The organism is Actinoplanes sp. TFC3 (assembly GCF_001553785.1).
GTDB lineage: Bacteria > Actinomycetota > Actinomycetes > Mycobacteriales > Micromonosporaceae > Actinoplanes.
Window position 1 is genome coordinate 76,145 of record NZ_LOJP01000014.1, and the last position, 18,635, is coordinate 94,779.

At 69.7% G+C, this 18,635-nt stretch carries 14 protein-coding genes and 1 pseudogene; 7 read left to right on the forward strand and 8 right to left on the reverse strand.

The window, feature by feature from the left end; genetic code table 11:
• The first annotated feature begins 58 nt into the window (after window positions 1-58).
• Genes TFC3_RS34410 through TFC3_RS34400 form a run of 3 tightly spaced genes read left to right on the forward strand, consistent with a single transcriptional unit; the run spans window position 59 to window position 2,360 of the window.
• Window positions 59-1,165, forward strand: coding sequence for a sugar ABC transporter substrate-binding protein (locus TFC3_RS34410; RefSeq protein ID WP_067510479.1), 1,107 nt, complete (start codon window positions 59-61; stop codon window positions 1,163-1,165).
• Between the two features lie 20 nt (window positions 1,166-1,185).
• Entirely contained in the window at window positions 1,186-1,842 is a 657-nt protein-coding gene (locus TFC3_RS34405; RefSeq protein WP_067510481.1) for a hypothetical protein, read from the forward strand.
• Window positions 1,842-2,360 carry a hypothetical protein gene (locus TFC3_RS34400; protein ID WP_067510483.1) on the forward strand — a complete coding sequence of 173 codons (519 nt, stop codon included), beginning with the start codon at window positions 1,842-1,844 and terminating at the stop codon, window positions 2,358-2,360. The genes TFC3_RS34405 and TFC3_RS34400 overlap by 1 nt, the downstream gene beginning before the upstream one ends.
• Window positions 2,361-2,365: 5 nt before the next feature.
• On the opposite strand, the gene TFC3_RS34395 is transcribed toward TFC3_RS34400, so the two are convergent.
• Window positions 2,366-3,988 (reverse strand): hypothetical protein, encoded by a 1,623-nt coding sequence (locus TFC3_RS34395; RefSeq protein WP_067510485.1) that lies wholly within the window; start codon window positions 3,986-3,988, stop codon window positions 2,366-2,368.
• Window positions 3,989-4,074: 86 nt separating this feature from the next.
• Between TFC3_RS34395 and TFC3_RS34390 the strand changes: the two genes are divergently transcribed.
• The 3 genes from TFC3_RS34390 (at window position 4,075) to TFC3_RS34380 (ending at window position 8,801) form a co-directional block, all read left to right on the forward strand.
• On the forward strand, window positions 4,075-5,238 hold the full coding sequence (locus TFC3_RS34390; RefSeq protein WP_067510541.1) for a glycosyltransferase family 4 protein: 1,164 nt from the start codon (window positions 4,075-4,077) through the stop codon (window positions 5,236-5,238).
• A 60-nt stretch (window positions 5,239-5,298) separates the two neighbouring features.
• On the forward strand, window positions 5,299-7,683 hold the full coding sequence (locus tag TFC3_RS34385; RefSeq protein WP_067510486.1) for a transglycosylase domain-containing protein: 2,385 nt from the start codon (window positions 5,299-5,301) through the stop codon (window positions 7,681-7,683).
• 236 nt (window positions 7,684-7,919) lie between these two features.
• Entirely contained in the window at window positions 7,920-8,801 is an 882-nt protein-coding gene (locus tag TFC3_RS34380) for a serine/threonine-protein kinase (RefSeq protein ID WP_369819737.1), read from the forward strand.
• Here the strand turns inward: TFC3_RS34380 and TFC3_RS34375 are convergent.
• The 3 genes and pseudogenes from TFC3_RS34375 to TFC3_RS34365 form a co-directional block, all read right to left on the reverse strand.
• Window positions 8,702-9,337 (reverse strand): annotated as a pseudogene (locus TFC3_RS34375) (serine/threonine-protein kinase); the annotation flags it as partial. The gene TFC3_RS34380 and the pseudogene TFC3_RS34375 overlap by 100 nt on opposite strands.
• A gap of 158 nt (window positions 9,338-9,495) precedes the next feature.
• Window positions 9,496-11,880: a transglycosylase domain-containing protein gene (locus tag TFC3_RS34370; protein WP_067510486.1), complete on the reverse strand. Its 2,385-nt coding sequence runs from the start codon at window positions 11,878-11,880 to the stop codon at window positions 9,496-9,498.
• Between the two features lie 60 nt (window positions 11,881-11,940).
• On the reverse strand, window positions 11,941-13,104 hold the full coding sequence (locus tag TFC3_RS34365) for a glycosyltransferase family 4 protein (protein ID WP_067510541.1): 1,164 nt from the start codon (window positions 13,102-13,104) through the stop codon (window positions 11,941-11,943).
• An 86-nt stretch (window positions 13,105-13,190) separates the two neighbouring features.
• On the opposite strand from TFC3_RS34365, the gene TFC3_RS34360 reads away from it, so the two are divergent.
• Complete coding sequence (locus TFC3_RS34360) at window positions 13,191-14,813, forward strand: hypothetical protein (protein ID WP_067510485.1); 1,623 nt, start codon at window positions 13,191-13,193, stop codon at window positions 14,811-14,813.
• A gap of 5 nt (window positions 14,814-14,818) precedes the next feature.
• On the opposite strand, the gene TFC3_RS34355 is transcribed toward TFC3_RS34360, so the two are convergent.
• From TFC3_RS34355 to TFC3_RS34340, 4 genes are all read right to left on the reverse strand, one after another.
• Window positions 14,819-15,337 (reverse strand): hypothetical protein, encoded by a 519-nt coding sequence (locus TFC3_RS34355; RefSeq protein ID WP_067510483.1) that lies wholly within the window; start codon window positions 15,335-15,337, stop codon window positions 14,819-14,821.
• Complete coding sequence (locus TFC3_RS34350; RefSeq protein WP_067510481.1) at window positions 15,337-15,993, reverse strand: hypothetical protein; 657 nt, start codon at window positions 15,991-15,993, stop codon at window positions 15,337-15,339. The genes TFC3_RS34355 and TFC3_RS34350 overlap by 1 nt, the downstream gene beginning before the upstream one ends.
• Window positions 15,994-16,013: 20 nt before the next feature.
• Window positions 16,014-17,120 carry a sugar ABC transporter substrate-binding protein gene (locus tag TFC3_RS34345; protein ID WP_067510479.1) on the reverse strand — a complete coding sequence of 369 codons (1,107 nt, stop codon included), beginning with the start codon at window positions 17,118-17,120 and terminating at the stop codon, window positions 16,014-16,016.
• A 93-nt stretch (window positions 17,121-17,213) separates the two neighbouring features.
• A complete protein-coding gene (locus TFC3_RS34340) occupies window positions 17,214-18,320 on the reverse strand; it encodes a sugar ABC transporter substrate-binding protein (RefSeq protein WP_067510477.1) in 1,107 nt (368 codons plus the stop codon).
• Window positions 18,321-18,635: the final 315 nt, after the last annotated feature.

An 18,635-nucleotide genomic window follows, 5' to 3' on the forward strand; every position in this document is an offset into this window, starting at 1 on the left:
GAGTGTGGCCCCGGGCACTGGTAGCCTTTGCCGCGCTTTCGCCCCTGGAGGAGATCTCGTGCGCCGGAGACTGGTTTCCCTTGTGGCCGCCGGGCTGCTTGCCCTGAGCGGCACTGCAGCCTGCAGTGATGATGGCGGCGACGCCAAGGCCGTGCCCGCGCGCGGCGGCGACGGCACCGGCAAGGTCGGGGTGATCCTGCCCGACACCACCACCAGCCAGCGCTGGGGCACCGACGACCCCAAGCTGCTCAAGGCCGCCTTCGACGCCGCCGACGTCCCGGTGGAGATCGAGAACGCCCAGGGCGACCCGGCGAAGTTCCGCAGCCTCGGCGACAAGATGATCGCGGACGGCGCGACCGTGCTGATCATCGCGGCCCTCGACCCCGACAGCGGCAAGTACGTGCTGGACAAGGCGCGGGCCAATGGCGTCAAGACCATCGACTATGACCGGCTGACGCTCAACGGCGGCGCCGACTACTACGTCAGCTTCGACAACGAGGCGGTCGGCCAGCAGCAGGCAAAGGGTCTCATGCAGTGCCTGAGCAGCAAGAAGGTCAAGACCCCACGGATCGTCTACCTCAACGGCTCGACCACCGACAACAACGCGACGCTGTTCAAGGACGGCGCGGACACGGTCCTCGGTCCCAAGTTCGACGACGGCTCCTACCTCAAGGGTCCCGACCAGGCGGTGGCCGGCTGGAAGCGCGAGGAAGCGGTCACCGTGTTCCGCGAGATGTACGTCCAGACCGGCGGCAGAATCGACGCCGTGCTGGCGGCCAACGACACCATCGCCAGCGCGGCCATCGAGATCCTCAAGGAGCGCAAGCGTAACGGCAAGGTGCCGGTGACCGGGCAGGACGCCGAGGTCCAGGGGCTGCAGAACATCCTGGCGGGCGACCAGTGCATGACCGTCTACAAGCCGATCCGCAAGGAGGCGGACGCCGCCGCCAAACTCGCGATCGGACTGTTCAAGGGCGAGAAGGTCACCGCCGACGACCGGGTCAAGGACCCCGAGTCCGGGGCCTACGTGCCGGCCAAGCTCGAGTCGCCGATCCAGGTCATGAAGAAGGACGTCGCGTCGGTGATCAAGGACGGCTTCGTCACCAAGAAGGCGCTGTGCACCGGCCGCTTCGCGCAGGACTGCAAGTCGGCGGGCATCCTCTGAGCCTGCCGGGCGAGCGGGTCATGACCCTCGGCCGGGCCGGCGCCGCCCTGCTCGCGGGCGTGACGCTGGCGGTCGCCGGGTGCGCACCGACCGGCCCGGCGGGCGCCCCGGCCTGGCACACCGCCGCACCGGCACCCTCGGTCCCCGCGTCGAAGGCACCCGAGGCGGGCAAGAAGCCACGCATCCAGTCCGGCAACGGCGTCAAGGGCCCACTCGGCGAGGTCATCGACCTGGGTGGGTTGAAGGACGGCACCGGCGACCGGTACGTCATCTACGCCGTGACCGGCGGCGCCGTCAACGACACCAGCGACTTCGGCTTCGCCATCGGGGTGCGCCGCCCGGGTAACGTGGTCACCGAGGACCTGACGATCAGCGAATACCAGGGCACCGCCACCACGCCCGGTTTCCACCCGATGCAGGCGCAGATGGATCTGGGGGCCAAGTCGGTGCAGCCCGCGTTCGGCTACTACTCCGGCACGCCGGCGTCGATCACCGTACGCGACACCGGGCGCACGCTCACCGCCCACCTGGCCCGTTGGAGCGAGGACCCGGGCACCACGGTGTTCTGGTTCGACCCGGCCGACGTGCACGACAGCAGCCAATGGTCGGACCTGGGTGCCTATGACGCCTCCGGGGCCCGCCTGCCCGACGGGCACATCGAGCTGTCGACGTTCTGATGCGCCCGCTCGCCGCTCTCGTCCCGATGCTGCTCGCGCTGGCCGCGTGCACCGGCCCCGCCCCGGACAGCACCGGCACCGCGTCTGCGGCGCCGTCGTCCAGCGCGGCCACCGGCGAGTTGCAGCCGGTGTTTCCCGCGCTGACCGGGGACGTGGTCACCAGCGCCAAGCTGCTCACCTTCGACCCGGGCAACCGGGCGGCGATCGTCGAGCCCATCGTGTTCGCGCAGGCCCAGCAGTACTGCGCAAAGATGCACATCGACCCGGTGGACAACCGCTGCGCGCAGGAGCTGATCATCGTCAACAGCAACACCCGGGTGACGCTGGCGATGCGCGCCGGCGTCGAGCTGCGGGGCATGGGTGACGGCACCGGCGACTGCCTCGGCGACATGGACAAGGGCGCCACCTGCAAGGTCACGTCCGCCTACGTGCGCACCCTGGCGCAGAACGATGCCGCAGTGGTGATCACGCTGCGTGACGGCACCCTGGCGCGCATCGCCGAGCTGTATCAGCCCTGACGCGATCAGCCCTGACGCGACCGCCACGACGCCGGCGACAGCAGGCCGTGCTCGGCGAGGCGGTCCCAGAACTTATCCGGTGTGCCGCCCAGCTCGGCCGCGTCCGCCCACGCCTGCTCCCACACCCCGGTGGTCAAGGTGGACCGGCTCGGTGGCTGCCAGATCTGGCCGCGGGCCCGCACCGCCTTGACCGCGGCGCCGGGTAGGCCACCCCAGCTGGTGACGGCGATCTCGGCGGCCCGCAGCAGCCGGTCGTCGGGGTTGGTGGTCATGGCGCGGGCCAGTTCGGGGGCGTCGGCTCGCAGCAGCCGGCCGAGGGCTGATCGCAGCCGCAGCGCCGCCAACTGCGCCGTGCGGGCGGCGGCGATGCCGGGGTTCCTGGCGAGCGGACGCAACGCCGCGGGCAGAGGTGCGTCATGGGTCAGCGGGGTGAGCTTGGGGCGTACCTCCCCGGCAAGCTCTTGAATCGCCGCGGTGAGGGGGCGCCGGGCCGTGGCACTCCACAACTCCCCCACCTCGCCATCGCGGGCGAGCCATTCGCGCACCGCCCGGGTCAGCGTCACGGGCCGCATGCCCTGCTTGATCAGGTCAGTGAGCAGCGGGTTCAGCTCCTGCGCGGCGGCCACCCGGGCCAGCTGAGCACCCCAGGCGCCGGCCCCGCGCATCGTCGCCGACGGGCGCCGGGCCGCCCGCCGTCGAGCCGGAAATTCGGGAAAATTCGCATCTTCCGGTACGTCCACAGCCACGTGGTAGTTCTCGTCACGAAACGCCGCCGCCTCCGGGTGAGCCGGATCCGGCAGCAGAGAAGCCGGGCGGCCGGGACCGGGCGCGACGACACCCTCGGGGTAGCCGTTGAGCCGCGCGATGGCATGGGTCAAATCGGCCAGCCACTCGGTGCCGGTGTCCAGGAACTCCGCCCGCACCTGCGGCGGGATCCGGGTGTCGCCGAGCACTACACAGGCCCGGCGCAGCACCGACTCGCCGTAGTCGCGGGCCACCCTGAGCCGCTCCTCGGCATTTGCCGGGACCAGGTTGCGCAGGTAGTTCGCCGGGCGTGCGGGGTGCCGGGTGAGTCCCTCGACCCGGCGTGCCGATTCGGTGTACTCGCGGGTGGTCAGCAACCCGGCGGCCTCGTCGATGGCGGTGCGGTGCTGCTCCAGGGCCGTGCAGGAATCGGTCAGGGCGGCGGTGATGGCAACGCTGACCAGCACGGCGTCGAGGCCGGCGGGGTCGAGCAGTCCGGCGGCGGAGGCGGCCAGGCGCAGCGCGGCGAAGCGGTGCCCGGCCCGAGCGGCGGCTGCGGCGGCGCCCGACTGTCCGAAAAGGTTCACCAGGATCGGATCGTGGCCGCCGGCCTGCCCGGTGGTCAGCAGCGCGACCAGGGCGTCGCGCCGGTCTCCCGTACCGCCGTCGATGCGGGCTGAGCGGAACCCGTCGCCCAGATCGACGTCGGCGCCGGCCGCAACCACCCCGGCGGTTTCGATGAGCGCTGCGAGCCGGTCCAGGGCGGCCGCGCCGTCCACAGTGGCCGGGCCAACGGCCACGGGAGCGCCGGGGGCCAGTCCGATGAGCGACAGAACCTGGGTTCCCGCGCGTGGGCGCACACCGCCGAGCAGGGTGAACTCCATGCGACCATGATGAACCGGTGCGCCAAGCGAATTACTCGGGCATGAAGGTTCTCCCACGAGTTGACCGCGACCACTAGTTTGTGGCAGTGAAAATCCGGTATATGTTGCACAACGCGTACGGGACTGGTGGCACCATCCGTACGGTCGTCAACCAGGCCAATGCCCTGTGCGCCGAGCATGACGTCGAGGTCGCCAGCGTGTACCGCTCGACCCGGGAGATGGTGTTCCCCCTCGACCCGCGGGTGCGCCTGGTGTCGCTGACGGATCTGCGCGAGGACGGCTCGCGGTGGACCGACAAACCGGGCACGAATTCGCGGTTCTGGCGCAAGACGCGGCGCTTCGCCAACCCGATGCCGCAGCGCCACGACTTCCGCTACCGCCGCTGGGATCCGCTGGTCGACTTCAAGGTGCTGCGCTATGTGCGCGCCCAGCGCGACGCCGTGCTGGTGACCACGCGGCCCGGGCTCAACCTGATGTCGGCCTGGTTCGCGCCGCGCCGGCTGGTGCGGGTGGGTCAGGACCACATGAACCTGAGCAGTTACAAGCCGGCGCTGCGCGAGGCGATCGTGCGCGCCTACCCGCGACTGGACGCGGTCACCGTGCTGACCGAAGCCGATTTGGCCGAGTATCGCGGCGCGGTGGGTGCGAGGGTGCGGCTGGAGCGCATTCCCAACGGCGTTCCGCCGCGTCCGGACGTACCGGGGCAAAAGCGTGCCCCGATCCTGCTCGCGGCCGGACGCCTGAGCCGGCAGAAGGGTTTCGATCTGCTGATCGACGCGTTCGTGCAGGTGCATGCCGTGCACCCGGACTGGCAGCTGCACATCTTCGGCGAGGGCAAGGCGCGGCCCAAGCTGACCGCCCAGATCGAGGAGCGCGGGCTCAAGGGCGTCGTGCGCCTGCGCGGGCTGACCCGCAACCTGGACGCCGAGCTGAACAAGGTGTCGGCGTTCGTGCTCAGCTCCCGCAAGGAAGGGCTGCCGATGGTGCTGCTCGAGGCGATGGGTGCGGGGCTGCCGGTGGTGGCGTTCGACTGCCCGACCGGGCCCGCCGAGGTGGTGGAGAACGAGGTGAACGGGTTGCTGATCCCGGCCGAGGATGTCGATGCCCTGGCCGCCGGGATGATCCGGATGATCACCCAGCCGCACGAGCGGGAGAAGTTCGCCGCCGCCGCCCGCGTGACCAGCGCCGATTATTCGATGCCGGTGATCGCAGCCAGGTGGGAGACGTTGTTCACCGACCTCCGGTCCTGAGGTTTGCGCGCACCGGGTACCCTCCGCCGCGTCCGCACATGAAACGATCTCGGGGAACCGATGCGCCGATCTGACCGCAATTTCTTCACCAACGCCGGCATGCTGACCGTCTGCGGCCTGCTTTCCGGCGTCGTCGTGGCGGCGGCTGCGTTCCCGGCAGTGGCCATGTCCGGGCTGGCCGCCAAGGCCGGCGGCGAGTCGTTCGCCGCGTTGCCCAGCGAGCTGCGCAAGGCCACCGCCCCGCAGGTGAGCCGGGTGGTGGCCGCCGACGGCAAGACCGAGATCGCGGTCTTCTACGATGAGTTCCGCAGCGACGTCCCGCTCAAGGACATCAGCAAGAACATGCTCAACGCCATCGTCGCGGCCGAGGACCACAAGTTCTACAAGCACAACGGCGTCGACCTCAAGGGCGTGGCCCGCGCGATCGTCAGCAACAACAGCGAATCCAACGGCGGTCAGCAGGGTGCCTCCACGCTGACCATGCAGTACGTGCGCATGTCGCTGTCCTACTCGGCGCAGAACTTCCAGGAAGTCGTCGACGCCACCGAGGACACCCCGCAACGCAAGCTCACCGAGATGAAGTACGCGATGCAGGTGGAGAAGGAGCTCAGCAAGGAGCAGATCCTGCAGGGTTACCTCAACCAGGCGCCGTTCGGCAACGGCGCGTACGGCATCTCCGCGGCCTCGCAGGTCTACTTCCAGAAGAAGCCCAAGGATCTCAGCGTGCCCGAGGCGGCGCTGCTGGCCGGCATGGTCAAGGCGCCGACCGGTTTCGACCCGACCACGCCGACGGGCTACCCGGCGGCGCTGGACCGGCGCAACTGGGTGATCGGCAACATGCGCGACCTCAACTACATCACCGCGAAGCAGGCCGCCGACGCCACCAAGGTCAAGCTCGGGCACGAGGCCAAGCGGTCGGGCAACGGCTGCGCGGCGGTCAAGAAGAACGAGTGGGGCTTCTTCTGCGACTACTTCTACCGGTGGTGGCTCAGCCGCGAAGAGTTCGGCAAGAACACCTACGACCGGGAGCGCCGGCTCAAAAGCGGCGGCTACCGCATCCAGGCGTCGATGGACGTGGCGGCCACGGCGTCGACCCGGGCCGCGGTGGCGGATCAGATCGGCATCAACAACCGCGACGCGCTGCTGCTGGCCGCGGTGCAGCCGGGCACCGGCCGGGTCAAGGCGCTGGCTGCGAACCGCCGGTACAAACTCGACGGTGGGCCGCACCCGCAGAACAAGTTGTCCTCGGACCCGAAAAAGGCGGCCAAGAAGATTCGCGGCACCTACCCGAACACCACGAACCCGCTGCTGAGCGGGGGCGGGGACATCACCGGCTACCAGGCCGGCTCGGTGTTCAAGATGTTCACCATGGTCGCGGCGCTGGAGAACGGCTACCCGCTGCCGTACACGATCAACACGACGTACCAGTACAAGAGCTCGCTGTATCTGGACTCCGGGGCTCCGGCGGAGTGCAACGGCCATTACTGCCCGCGCAACGCCTCGCAGAGTGAGAAGGGGCCGTACAACATGTGGTCGGGCTTCGGCAGCTCGGTCAACACCTACTTCGTGCCGCTGGAGGAGAGCGTCGGCGCGGAGAAGGTGGTCGACGTGGCGCACCGCTTCGGCGTGAAGTTCCGCGACCCGCACGACAACGACCTGGCCACCAAGTACGCCCACGACTGGGGGTCGTTCACCCTGGGCGTGTCCTCGTCAACCCCGCTGGACATGGCCAACGCCTACGCCACGCTGGCCGCCGACGGCATGTACTGCGAACCCACCCCGGTGCAACTGATCTCCACCATGACCGGTGAGAAGCTGGACGTGGGCAAGCCGCACTGCAAGCGCGCCACCACCGCCGACGTGGCCCGCGCGGCGATCGACGCGGCCCGCTGCCCGGTCGGTGACTCGGCCCAGCTGGGCTCGTGCGGCGGGCACGCCACCGCGGCGGGGGCCCGCTATGCGGTGGGCCACCCGATCTTCGGCAAGACCGGCACCACCGACAACGACAAGACGGCCTCGCTGATCATCAGCACCCGGTCGATGACGGTGGCGGGCTACCTGGTCAACCCGGACTACCAGAACCACCCGTACAAGATGCGTCACGACGTGGTGAACCCGGCGGTCGAGAAGGCCCTGCACGACATCATGAAGGGCAAGTCCAAGCAGCAGTTCAAGAAGCCGAAGAGTACGAAGATCTCGGTCGGCGAGCAGCGCGACATCCCCGGCGTGAAGTGCACCAGCGTCGAGGAGGCCACCAGCCGCGTGCAGGGGGCCGGATTCGTGGCCGCGGTCGGCGCCGAGGTCGCCTCGGACTGCCCGAAGGGTCAGGCGGCCGGCACCGAGCCGTCCGGGCGCACGATCAAGGGTGGCTTCGTGAGCATCCAGGTCAGCGCGGGTCCCCAGCCCGGCTCGGCACCGTCGGGTGGGCCACAACCGGGCCGTTGATCCTCGAGTCGCCCGCCGGCTCACCGATAACAGCAAGACGCTGGTGCGCCGCTTCCGATACTGATCAGCCGCAGGCACCCCGCTCCGGCGGGGCGCCTGCCCGGTCTCCCCTCCGCCATCGGCACGGCGGTCGATGGGAAGGTAGAGTGCGCACCGCTATGACCATGCCCTTGCGTACCGGCGAACCGGCCCAGCTCGGCGACTACAAGCTGGAGGCCCGGCTGGGGTCCGGCGGCATGGGCACTGTCTACCTGGGCCGGGCCCGCGACGGGCGGCGGGTCGCCATCAAGGTCATCCGCCAGGATCTGTCCTGGGATGACGAGCTGCGCGGGCGGTTCCGCTCGGAGGTCAACCGGGTCCGCCAGGTGCCCTCGTTCTCCACCGCCGCGGTGCTCGACGCCGACCCCGATCACGACCCGCCGTACCTGGTGGTCGAGTACGTGGACGGCCCCAGCCTGGCCACCGTGGTGCGCGAGCGCGGCCCGCTGAGCAGCGACGCGCTGCACAGCATGGCGATCGGCATCAGCACCGCGCTCGTGGCCATCCACGGCGCCGGGGTGATCCACCGCGACCTCAAGCCGGGGAACGTGCTGTTCGCGCTGGGCGGCGTCAAGGTCATCGACTTCGGCATCGCCCGCCCGCTGGAGGTCACCAGCCAGCACACCCGCACCGACCAGATGGTGGGCACGGTGGCCTACATGGCCCCGGAGCGCTTCGACACCGACTCGGCCGGCCCGGTGACCCCGGCCGCCGACATCTTCGCGTGGGGTGTGGTGGTGATGTTCGCCGCCACCGGCCGCACCCCGTTCGGCGCGGAATCCGCCCCGGCCACCGCGATGCGCATCCTCACCCAGGAGCCCGACCTGACCGGGCTCACCGCTCCGTTGCGCACGCTCGTGGCCAGCGCGCTGGCCACGAGCGTGCGCAACGGAGCGGTGAGCCCGGTCAGGTCGGGCTCCTGGGTGAGGATGCGCATCGCGGTGGCCGGGGCGGATTCCGCGCCGAACGGGGTGCGGCCGGTGGCGGCGAACATCACCACCACACCCCACGCGAAGATGTCGGCGGCCGGGGTCACCGGGCCGGCCGAGTCGGTGTCGAAGCGCTCCGGGGCCATGTAGGCCACCGTGCCCACCATCTGGTCGGTGCGGGTGTGCTGGCTGGTGACCTCCAGCGGGCGGGCGATGCCGAAGTCGATGACCTTGACGCCGCCCAGCGCGAACAGCACGTTCCCCGGCTTGAGGTCGCGGTGGATCACCCCGGCGCCGTGGATGGCCACGAGCGCGGTGCTGATGCCGATCGCCATGCTGTGCAGCGCGTCGCTGCTCAGCGGGCCGCGCTCGCGCACCACGGTGGCCAGGCTGGGGCCGTCCACGTACTCGACCACCAGGTACGGCGGGTCGTGATCGGGGTCGGCGTCGAGCACCGCGGCGGTGGAGAACGAGGGCACCTGGCGGACCCGGTTGACCTCCGAGCGGAACCGCCCGCGCAGCTCGTCATCCCAGGACAGATCCTGGCGGATGACCTTGATGGCGACCCGCCGCCCGTCGCGGGCCCGGCCCAGGTAGACAGTGCCCATGCCGCCGGACCCCAGCCGGGCCTCCAGCTTGTAGTCGCCGAGCTGGGCCGGTTCGCCGGTACGCAAGGGCATGGTCATAGCGGTGCGCACTCTACCTTCCCATCGACCGCCGTGCCGATGGCGGAGGGGAGACCGGGCAGGCGCCCCGCCGGAGCGGGGTGCCTGCGGCTGATCAGTATCGGAAGCGGCGCACCAGCGTCTTGCTGTTATCGGTGAGCCGGCGGGCGACTCGAGGATCAACGGCCCGGTTGTGGCCCACCCGACGGTGCCGAGCCGGGCTGGGGACCCGCGCTGACCTGGATGCTCACGAAGCCACCCTTGATCGTGCGCCCGGACGGCTCGGTGCCGGCCGCCTGACCCTTCGGGCAGTCCGAGGCGACCTCGGCGCCGACCGCGGCCACGAATCCGGCCCCCTGCACGCGGCTGGTGGCCTCCTCGACGCTGGTGCACTTCACGCCGGGGATGTCGCGCTGCTCGCCGACCGAGATCTTCGTACTCTTCGGCTTCTTGAACTGCTGCTTGGACTTGCCCTTCATGATGTCGTGCAGGGCCTTCTCGACCGCCGGGTTCACCACGTCGTGACGCATCTTGTACGGGTGGTTCTGGTAGTCCGGGTTGACCAGGTAGCCCGCCACCGTCATCGACCGGGTGCTGATGATCAGCGAGGCCGTCTTGTCGTTGTCGGTGGTGCCGGTCTTGCCGAAGATCGGGTGGCCCACCGCATAGCGGGCCCCCGCCGCGGTGGCGTGCCCGCCGCACGAGCCCAGCTGGGCCGAGTCACCGACCGGGCAGCGGGCCGCGTCGATCGCCGCGCGGGCCACGTCGGCGGTGGTGGCGCGCTTGCAGTGCGGCTTGCCCACGTCCAGCTTCTCACCGGTCATGGTGGAGATCAGTTGCACCGGGGTGGGTTCGCAGTACATGCCGTCGGCGGCCAGCGTGGCGTAGGCGTTGGCCATGTCCAGCGGGGTTGACGAGGACACGCCCAGGGTGAACGACCCCCAGTCGTGGGCGTACTTGGTGGCCAGGTCGTTGTCGTGCGGGTCGCGGAACTTCACGCCGAAGCGGTGCGCCACGTCGACCACCTTCTCCGCGCCGACGCTCTCCTCCAGCGGCACGAAGTAGGTGTTGACCGAGCTGCCGAAGCCCGACCACATGTTGTACGGCCCCTTCTCACTCTGCGAGGCGTTGCGCGGGCAGTAATGGCCGTTGCACTCCGCCGGAGCCCCGGAGTCCAGATACAGCGAGCTCTTGTACTGGTACGTCGTGTTGATCGTGTACGGCAGCGGGTAGCCGTTCTCCAGCGCCGCGACCATGGTGAACATCTTGAACACCGAGCCGGCCTGGTAGCCGGTGATGTCCCCGCCCCCGCTCAGCAGCGGGTTCGTGGTGTTCGGGTAGGTGCCGCGAATCTTCTTGGCCGCCTTTTTCGGGTCCGAGGACAACTTGTTCTGCGGGTGCGGCCCACCGTCGAGTTTGTACCGGCGGTTCGCAGCCAGCGCCTTGACCCGGCCGGTGCCCGGCTGCACCGCGGCCAGCAGCAGCGCGTCGCGGTTGTTGATGCCGATCTGATCCGCCACCGCGGCCCGGGTCGACGCCGTGGCCGCCACGTCCATCGACGCCTGGATGCGGTAGCCGCCGCTTTTGAGCCGGCGCTCCCGGTCGTAGGTGTTCTTGCCGAACTCTTCGCGGCTGAGCCACCACCGGTAGAAGTAGTCGCAGAAGAAGCCCCACTCGTTCTTCTTGACCGCCGCGCAGCCGTTGCCCGACCGCTTGGCCTCGTGCCCGAGCTTGACCTTGGTGGCGTCGGCGGCCTGCTTCGCGGTGATGTAGTTGAGGTCGCGCATGTTGCCGATCACCCAGTTGCGCCGGTCCAGCGCCGCCGGGTAGCCCGTCGGCGTGGTCGGGTCGAAACCGGTCGGCGCCTTGACCATGCCGGCCAGCAGCGCCGCCTCGGGCACGCTGAGATCCTTGGGCTTCTTCTGGAAGTAGACCTGCGAGGCCGCGGAGATGCCGTACGCGCCGTTGCCGAACGGCGCCTGGTTGAGGTAACCCTGCAGGATCTGCTCCTTGCTGAGCTCCTTCTCCACCTGCATCGCGTACTTCATCTCGGTGAGCTTGCGTTGCGGGGTGTCCTCGGTGGCGTCGACGACTTCCTGGAAGTTCTGCGCCGAGTAGGACAGCGACATGCGCACGTACTGCATGGTCAGCGTGGAGGCACCCTGCTGACCGCCGTTGGATTCGCTGTTGTTGCTGACGATCGCGCGGGCCACGCCCTTGAGGTCGACGCCGTTGTGCTTGTAGAACTTGTGGTCCTCGGCCGCGACGATGGCGTTGAGCATGTTCTTGCTGATGTCCTTGAGCGGGACGTCGCTGCGGAACTCATCGTAGAAGACCGCGATCTCGGTCTTGCCGTCGGCGGCCACCACCCGGCTCACCTGCGGGGCGGTGGCCTTGCGCAGCTCGCTGGGCAACGCGGCGAACGACTCGCCGCCGGCCTTGGCGGCCAGCCCGGACATGGCCACTGCCGGGAACGCAGCCGCCGCCACGACGACGCCGGAAAGCAGGCCGCAGACGGTCAGCATGCCGGCGTTGGTGAAGAAATTGCGGTCAGATCGGCGCATCGGTTCCCCGAGATCGTTTCATGTGCGGACGCGGCGGAGGGTACCCGGTGCGCGCAAACCTCAGGACCGGAGGTCGGTGAACAACGTCTCCCACCTGGCTGCGATCACCGGCATCGAATAATCGGCGCTGGTCACGCGGGCGGCGGCGGCGAACTTCTCCCGCTCGTGCGGCTGGGTGATCATCCGGATCATCCCGGCGGCCAGGGCATCGACATCCTCGGCCGGGATCAGCAACCCGTTCACCTCGTTCTCCACCACCTCGGCGGGCCCGGTCGGGCAGTCGAACGCCACCACCGGCAGCCCCGCACCCATCGCCTCGAGCAGCACCATCGGCAGCCCTTCCTTGCGGGAGCTGAGCACGAACGCCGACACCTTGTTCAGCTCGGCGTCCAGGTTGCGGGTCAGCCCGCGCAGGCGCACGACGCCCTTGAGCCCGCGCTCCTCGATCTGGGCGGTCAGCTTGGGCCGCGCCTTGCCCTCGCCGAAGATGTGCAGCTGCCAGTCCGGGTGCACGGCATGCACCTGCACGAACGCGTCGATCAGCAGATCGAAACCCTTCTGCCGGCTCAGGCGTCCGGCCGCGAGCAGGATCGGGGCACGCTTTTGCCCCGGTACGTCCGGACGCGGCGGAACGCCGTTGGGAATGCGCTCCAGCCGCACCCTCGCACCCACCGCGCCGCGATACTCGGCCAAATCGGCTTCGGTCAGCACGGTGACCGCGTCCAGTCGCGGGTAGGCGCGCACGATCGCCTCGCGCAGCGCCGGCTTGTAACTGCTCAGGTTCATGTGGTCCTGACCCACCCGCACCAGCCGGCGCGGCGCGAACCAGGCCGACATCAGGTTGAGCCCGGGCCGCGTGGTCACCAGCACGGCGTCGCGCTGGGCGCGCACATAGCGCAGCACCTTGAAGTCGACCAGCGGATCCCAGCGGCGGTAGCGGAAGTCGTGGCGCTGCGGCATCGGGTTGGCGAAGCGCCGCGTCTTGCGCCAGAACCGCGAATTCGTGCCCGGTTTGTCGGTCCACCGCGAGCCGTCCTCGCGCAGATCCGTCAGCGACACCAGGCGCACCCGCGGGTCGAGGGGGAACACCATCTCCCGGGTCGAGCGGTACACGCTGGCGACCTCGACGTCATGCTCGGCGCACAGGGCATTGGCCTGGTTGACGACCGTACGGATGGTGCCACCAGTCCCGTACGCGTTGTGCAACATATACCGGATTTTCACTGCCACAAACTAGTGGTCGCGGTCAACTCGTGGGAGAACCTTCATGCCCGAGTAATTCGCTTGGCGCACCGGTTCATCATGGTCGCATGGAGTTCACCCTGCTCGGCGGTGTGCGCCCACGCGCGGGAACCCAGGTTCTGTCGCTCATCGGACTGGCCCCCGGCGCTCCCGTGGCCGTTGGCCCGGCCACTGTGGACGGCGCGGCCGCCCTGGACCGGCTCGCAGCGCTCATCGAAACCGCCGGGGTGGTTGCGGCCGGCGCCGACGTCGATCTGGGCGACGGGTTCCGCTCAGCCCGCATCGACGGCGGTACGGGAGACCGGCGCGACGCCCTGGTCGCGCTGCTGACCACCGGGCAGGCCGGCGGCCACGATCCGATCCTGGTGAACCTTTTCGGACAGTCGGGCGCCGCCGCAGCCGCCGCTCGGGCCGGGCACCGCTTCGCCGCGCTGCGCCTGGCCGCCTCCGCCGCCGGACTGCTCGACCCCGCCGGCCTCGACGCCGTGCTGGTCAGCGTTGCCATCACCGCCGCCCTGACCGATTCCTGCACGGCCCTGGAGCAGCACCGCACCGCCATCGACGAGGCCGCCGGGTTGCTGACCACCCGCGAGTACACCGAATCGGCACGCCGGGTCGAGGGACTCACCCGGCACCCCGCACGCCCGGCGAACTACCTGCGCAACCTGGTCCCGGCAAATGCCGAGGAGCGGCTCAGGGTGGCCCGCGACTACGGCGAGTCGGTGCTGCGCCGGGCCTGTGTAGTGCTCGGCGACACCCGGATCCCGCCGCAGGTGCGGGCGGAGTTCCTGGACACCGGCACCGAGTGGCTGGCCGATTTGACCCATGCCATCGCGCGGCTCAACGGCTACCCCGAGGGTGTCGTCGCGCCCGGTCCCGGCCGCCCGGCTTCTCTGCTGCCGGATCCGGCTCACCCGGAGGCGGCGGCGTTTCGTGACGAGAACTACCACGTGGCTGTGGACGTACCGGAAGATGCGAATTTTCCCGAATTTCCGGCTCGACGGCGGGCGGCCCGGCGCCCGTCGGCGACGATGCGCGGGGCCGGCGCCTGGGGTGCTCAGCTGGCCCGGGTGGCCGCCGCGCAGGAGCTGAACCCGCTGCTCACTGACCTGATCAAGCAGGGCATGCGGCCCGTGACGCTGACCCGGGCGGTGCGCGAATGGCTCGCCCGCGATGGCGAGGTGGGGGAGTTGTGGAGTGCCACGGCCCGGCGCCCCCTCACCGCGGCGATTCAAGAGCTTGCCGGGGAGGTACGCCCCAAGCTCACCCCGCTGACCCATGACGCACCTCTGCCCGCGGCGTTGCGTCCGCTCGCCAGGAACCCCGGCATCGCCGCCGCCCGCACGGCGCAGTTGGCGGCGCTGCGGCTGCGATCAGCCCTCGGCCGGCTGCTGCGAGCCGACGCCCCCGAACTGGCCCGCGCCATGACCACCAACCCCGACGACCGGCTGCTGCGGGCCGCCGAGATCGCCGTCACCAGCTGGGGTGGCCTACCCGGCGCCGCGGTCAAGGCGGTGCGGGCCCGCGGCCAGATCTGGCAGCCACCGAGCCGGTCCACCTTGACCACCGGGGTGTGGGAGCAGGCGTGGGCGGACGCGGCCGAGCTGGGCGGCACACCGGATAAGTTCTGGGACCGCCTCGCCGAGCACGGCCTGCTGTCGCCGGCGTCGTGGCGGTCGCGTCAGGGCTGATCGCGTCAGGGCTGATACAGCTCGGCGATGCGCGCCAGGGTGCCGTCACGCAGCGTGATCACCACTGCGGCATCGTTCTGCGCCAGGGTGCGCACGTAGGCGGACGTGACCTTGCAGGTGGCGCCCTTGTCCATGTCGCCGAGGCAGTCGCCGGTGCCGTCACCCATGCCCCGCAGCTCGACGCCGGCGCGCATCGCCAGCGTCACCCGGGTGTTGCTGTTGACGATGATCAGCTCCTGCGCGCAGCGGTTGTCCACCGGGTCGATGTGCATCTTTGCGCAGTACTGCTGGGCCTGCGCGAACACGATGGGCTCGACGATCGCCGCCCGGTTGCCCGGGTCGAAGGTGAGCAGCTTGGCGCTGGTGACCACGTCCCCGGTCAGCGCGGGAAACACCGGCTGCAACTCGCCGGTGGCCGCGCTGGACGACGGCGCCGCAGACGCGGTGCCGGTGCTGTCCGGGGCGGGGCCGGTGCACGCGGCCAGCGCGAGCAGCATCGGGACGAGAGCGGCGAGCGGGCGCATCAGAACGTCGACAGCTCGATGTGCCCGTCGGGCAGGCGGGCCCCGGAGGCGTCATAGGCACCCAGGTCCGACCATTGGCTGCTGTCGTGCACGTCGGCCGGGTCGAACCAGAACACCGTGGTGCCCGGGTCCTCGCTCCAACGGGCCAGGTGGGCGGTGAGCGTGCGCCCGGTGTCGCGTACGGTGATCGACGCCGGCGTGCCGGAGTAGTAGCCGAACGCGGGCTGCACCGACTTGGCCCCCAGATCCATCTGCGCCTGCATCGGGTGGAAACCGGGCGTGGTGGCGGTGCCCTGGTATTCGCTGATCGTCAGGTCCTCGGTGACCACGTTACCCGGGCGGCGCACCCCGATGGCGAAGCCGAAGTCGCTGGTGTCGTTGACGGCGCCGCCGGTCACGGCGTAGATGACGTACCGGTCGCCGGTGCCGTCCTTCAACCCACCCAGGTCGATGACCTCGCCGAGTGGGCCCTTGACGCCGTTGCCGGACTGGATGCGTGGCTTCTTGCCCGCCTCGGGTGCCTTCGACGCGGGGACCGAGGGTGCCGGTGCGGCGGTGTGCCAGGCCGGGGCGCCCGCCGGGCCGGTCGGTGCGCACCCGGCGACCGCCAGCGTCACGCCCGCGAGCAGGGCGGCGCCGGCCCGGCCGAGGGTCATGACCCGCTCGCCCGGCAGGCTCAGAGGATGCCCGCCGACTTGCAGTCCTGCGCGAAGCGGCCGGTGCACAGCGCCTTCTTGGTGACGAAGCCGTCCTTGATCACCGACGCGACGTCCTTCTTCATGACCTGGATCGGCGACTCGAGCTTGGCCGGCACGTAGGCCCCGGACTCGGGGTCCTTGACCCGGTCGTCGGCGGTGACCTTCTCGCCCTTGAACAGTCCGATCGCGAGTTTGGCGGCGGCGTCCGCCTCCTTGCGGATCGGCTTGTAGACGGTCATGCACTGGTCGCCCGCCAGGATGTTCTGCAGCCCCTGGACCTCGGCGTCCTGCCCGGTCACCGGCACCTTGCCGTTACGCTTGCGCTCCTTGAGGATCTCGATGGCCGCGCTGGCGATGGTGTCGTTGGCCGCCAGCACGGCGTCGATTCTGCCGCCGGTCTGGACGTACATCTCGCGGAACACGGTGACCGCTTCCTCGCGCTTCCAGCCGGCCACCGCCTGGTCGGGACCCTTGAGGTAGGAGCCGTCGTCGAACTTGGGACCGAGGACCGTGTCCGCGCCGTCCTTGAACAGCGTCGCGTTGTTGTCGGTGGTCGAGCCGTTGAGGTAGACGATCCGTGGGGTCTTGACCTTCTTGCTGCTCAGGCACTGCATGAGACCCTTTGCCTGCTGCTGGCCGACCGCCTCGTTGTCGAAGCTGACGTAGTAGTCGGCGCCGCCGTTGAGCGTCAGCCGGTCATAGTCGATGGTCTTGACGCCATTGGCCCGCGCCTTGTCCAGCACGTACTTGCCGCTGTCGGGGTCGAGGGCCGCGATGATCAGCACGGTCGCGCCGTCCGCGATCATCTTGTCGCCGAGGCTGCGGAACTTCGCCGGGTCGCCCTGGGCGTTCTCGATCTCCACCGGGACGTCGGCGGCGTCGAAGGCGGCCTTGAGCAGCTTGGGGTCGTCGGTGCCCCAGCGCTGGCTGGTGGTGGTGTCGGGCAGGATCACCCCGACCTTGCCGGTGCCGTCGCCGCCGCGCGCGGGCACGGCCTTGGCGTCGCCGCCATCATCACTGCAGGCTGCAGTGCCGCTCAGGGCAAGCAGCCCGGCGGCCACAAGGGAAACCAGTCTCCGGCGCACGAGATCTCCTCCAGGGGCGAAAGCGCGGCAAAGGCTACCAGTGCCCGGGGCCACACTCTTGCTGGAGGTGCTCGTCGTGATCGATCTGTTGCGTCAGCCGATCCCCGCCCGGGTGCACGCCACGGCGAAGCGGCCGCTGCACACCGCCTTGCTGGTGGCGAAGCCGTCGGCGATGACCGAGGCCACGTCCTTCTTCATGATCTGGATGGGCGACTCCAGCACGGCGGGCACATAGGCCCCGGACTCGGTGTCCTTGACCCGCGCGTCGGCGACGGCCTTGTCGCCCCTGAACAGCCCGATCGCCAGCTTGGCGGCGGCGTCGGCCTCGCGCTTGATGGGCTTGTAGACGGTCATGCACTGGTCGCCGGTCAGGATGTTCTGCAGCGCCTGCACCTCGGCGTCCTGCCCGGTCACCGGCACCTCGCCGTTGCGCTTGCGCTCCTTGAGGATCTCGATCGCGGCGCTGGCCACGGTGTCGTTCGCCGCCACGACCCCGTCGATCCTGCCGCCGGTCTGGTTGAACATCTCGCGGAAGACCGTCACCGCTTCTTCGCGCTTCCAGCCGGCTACCGACTGGTCCGGTCCCTTGAGGTACGACCCGTCGTCGAACTTGGGTCCGAGCACCGAGTCGTAGCCCTGCTTGTACTGTGAGGCGTTGTTGTCGGTGGGCGCGCCGTTGAGGTACACGATGCGCGGTGTCTTGACGCCCTCGGCGCTCAGGCAGGAGACCAGGCCCTTGCCCTGTAGCTGACCGACCTCTTCGTTGTTGAAGCTGACGTAGTAGTCGGCGCCGCCGTTGAGGGTCAGCCGGTCGTAATCGATGGTCCTCACACCGTTCGATCGAGCCTTGTCGAGAACGTACTTGCCACTGCCGGCGTCAAGATTTACGATCATCAACACGGTCACACCGTCGGCGATCATGCGGTCGCCAATGGTTTTGAAGGTGTCCGGGTTGCCCTGCGCGTTGTCGATCTCCACCGGGACCTTGGCGGCGTCGAAGGCGGCCTTGAGCAGCTTCGGGTCGTCGCTGCCCCAGCGCTGGCTGGTGGTGGTGTCGGGCAGGATCACGCCGACCTTGCCGGTGCCGTCGCCGCCCCGGGTGGGCACGGCCTTGGCGTCACCGTCGTCGTCGCTGCACGCGGCGGTGCCGGTCAAAGTGAACAGGACGGCCGTGGTGAGGGCCACGAGTTTACGGCGCACGACGACAACTCCTTGGGGGCGAGAGCCCGGCCGACGCTACCCGCGTCCGCAACCACGATCACCACGCTGCCCGCGGTTGCTGGCCGAGCGTCGCTTCATGCTGTCTGAGCAGCGGATACCCCTTCGCCTGATCGGGCCGGGAGGCCCCTGAAAACGAGGGTCCCGCGAATACGGCAGGACACCGCAAGATCCCCGCAACCGGTCTTTTGCCGCGCTGGCGCGGTGCCGGGGTGACGGACCCCCGCCGTGGCCACCTGACCCGTCGCCTCACCCCGAAGCCTTCTGACCGGATCCACCGGTGAGAGGGGCCACGCG

What these genes read in the sequence shown, in the direction of transcription:
- TFC3_RS34405 (WP_067510481.1), top strand. Translation starts at nt 1,186, where the DNA reads ATGACCCTCGGCCGGGCCGGCGCCGCCCTGCTCGCGGGCGTGACGCTG.
- TFC3_RS34400 (WP_067510483.1), top strand. Translation starts at nt 1,842, where the DNA reads ATGCGCCCGCTCGCCGCTCTCGTCCCGATGCTGCTCGCGCTGGCCGCG.
- TFC3_RS34395 (WP_067510485.1), bottom strand. Translation starts at nt 3,988, where the DNA reads ATGGAGTTCACCCTGCTCGGCGGTGTGCGCCCACGCGCGGGAACCCAG.
- TFC3_RS34385 (WP_067510486.1), top strand. Translation starts at nt 5,299, where the DNA reads ATGCGCCGATCTGACCGCAATTTCTTCACCAACGCCGGCATGCTGACC.
- TFC3_RS34380 (WP_369819737.1), top strand. Translation starts at nt 7,920, where the DNA reads ATGGGCACTGTCTACCTGGGCCGGGCCCGCGACGGGCGGCGGGTCGCC.
- TFC3_RS34370 (WP_067510486.1), bottom strand. Translation starts at nt 11,880, where the DNA reads ATGCGCCGATCTGACCGCAATTTCTTCACCAACGCCGGCATGCTGACC.
- TFC3_RS34360 (WP_067510485.1), top strand. Translation starts at nt 13,191, where the DNA reads ATGGAGTTCACCCTGCTCGGCGGTGTGCGCCCACGCGCGGGAACCCAG.
- TFC3_RS34355 (WP_067510483.1), bottom strand. Translation starts at nt 15,337, where the DNA reads ATGCGCCCGCTCGCCGCTCTCGTCCCGATGCTGCTCGCGCTGGCCGCG.
- TFC3_RS34350 (WP_067510481.1), bottom strand. Translation starts at nt 15,993, where the DNA reads ATGACCCTCGGCCGGGCCGGCGCCGCCCTGCTCGCGGGCGTGACGCTG.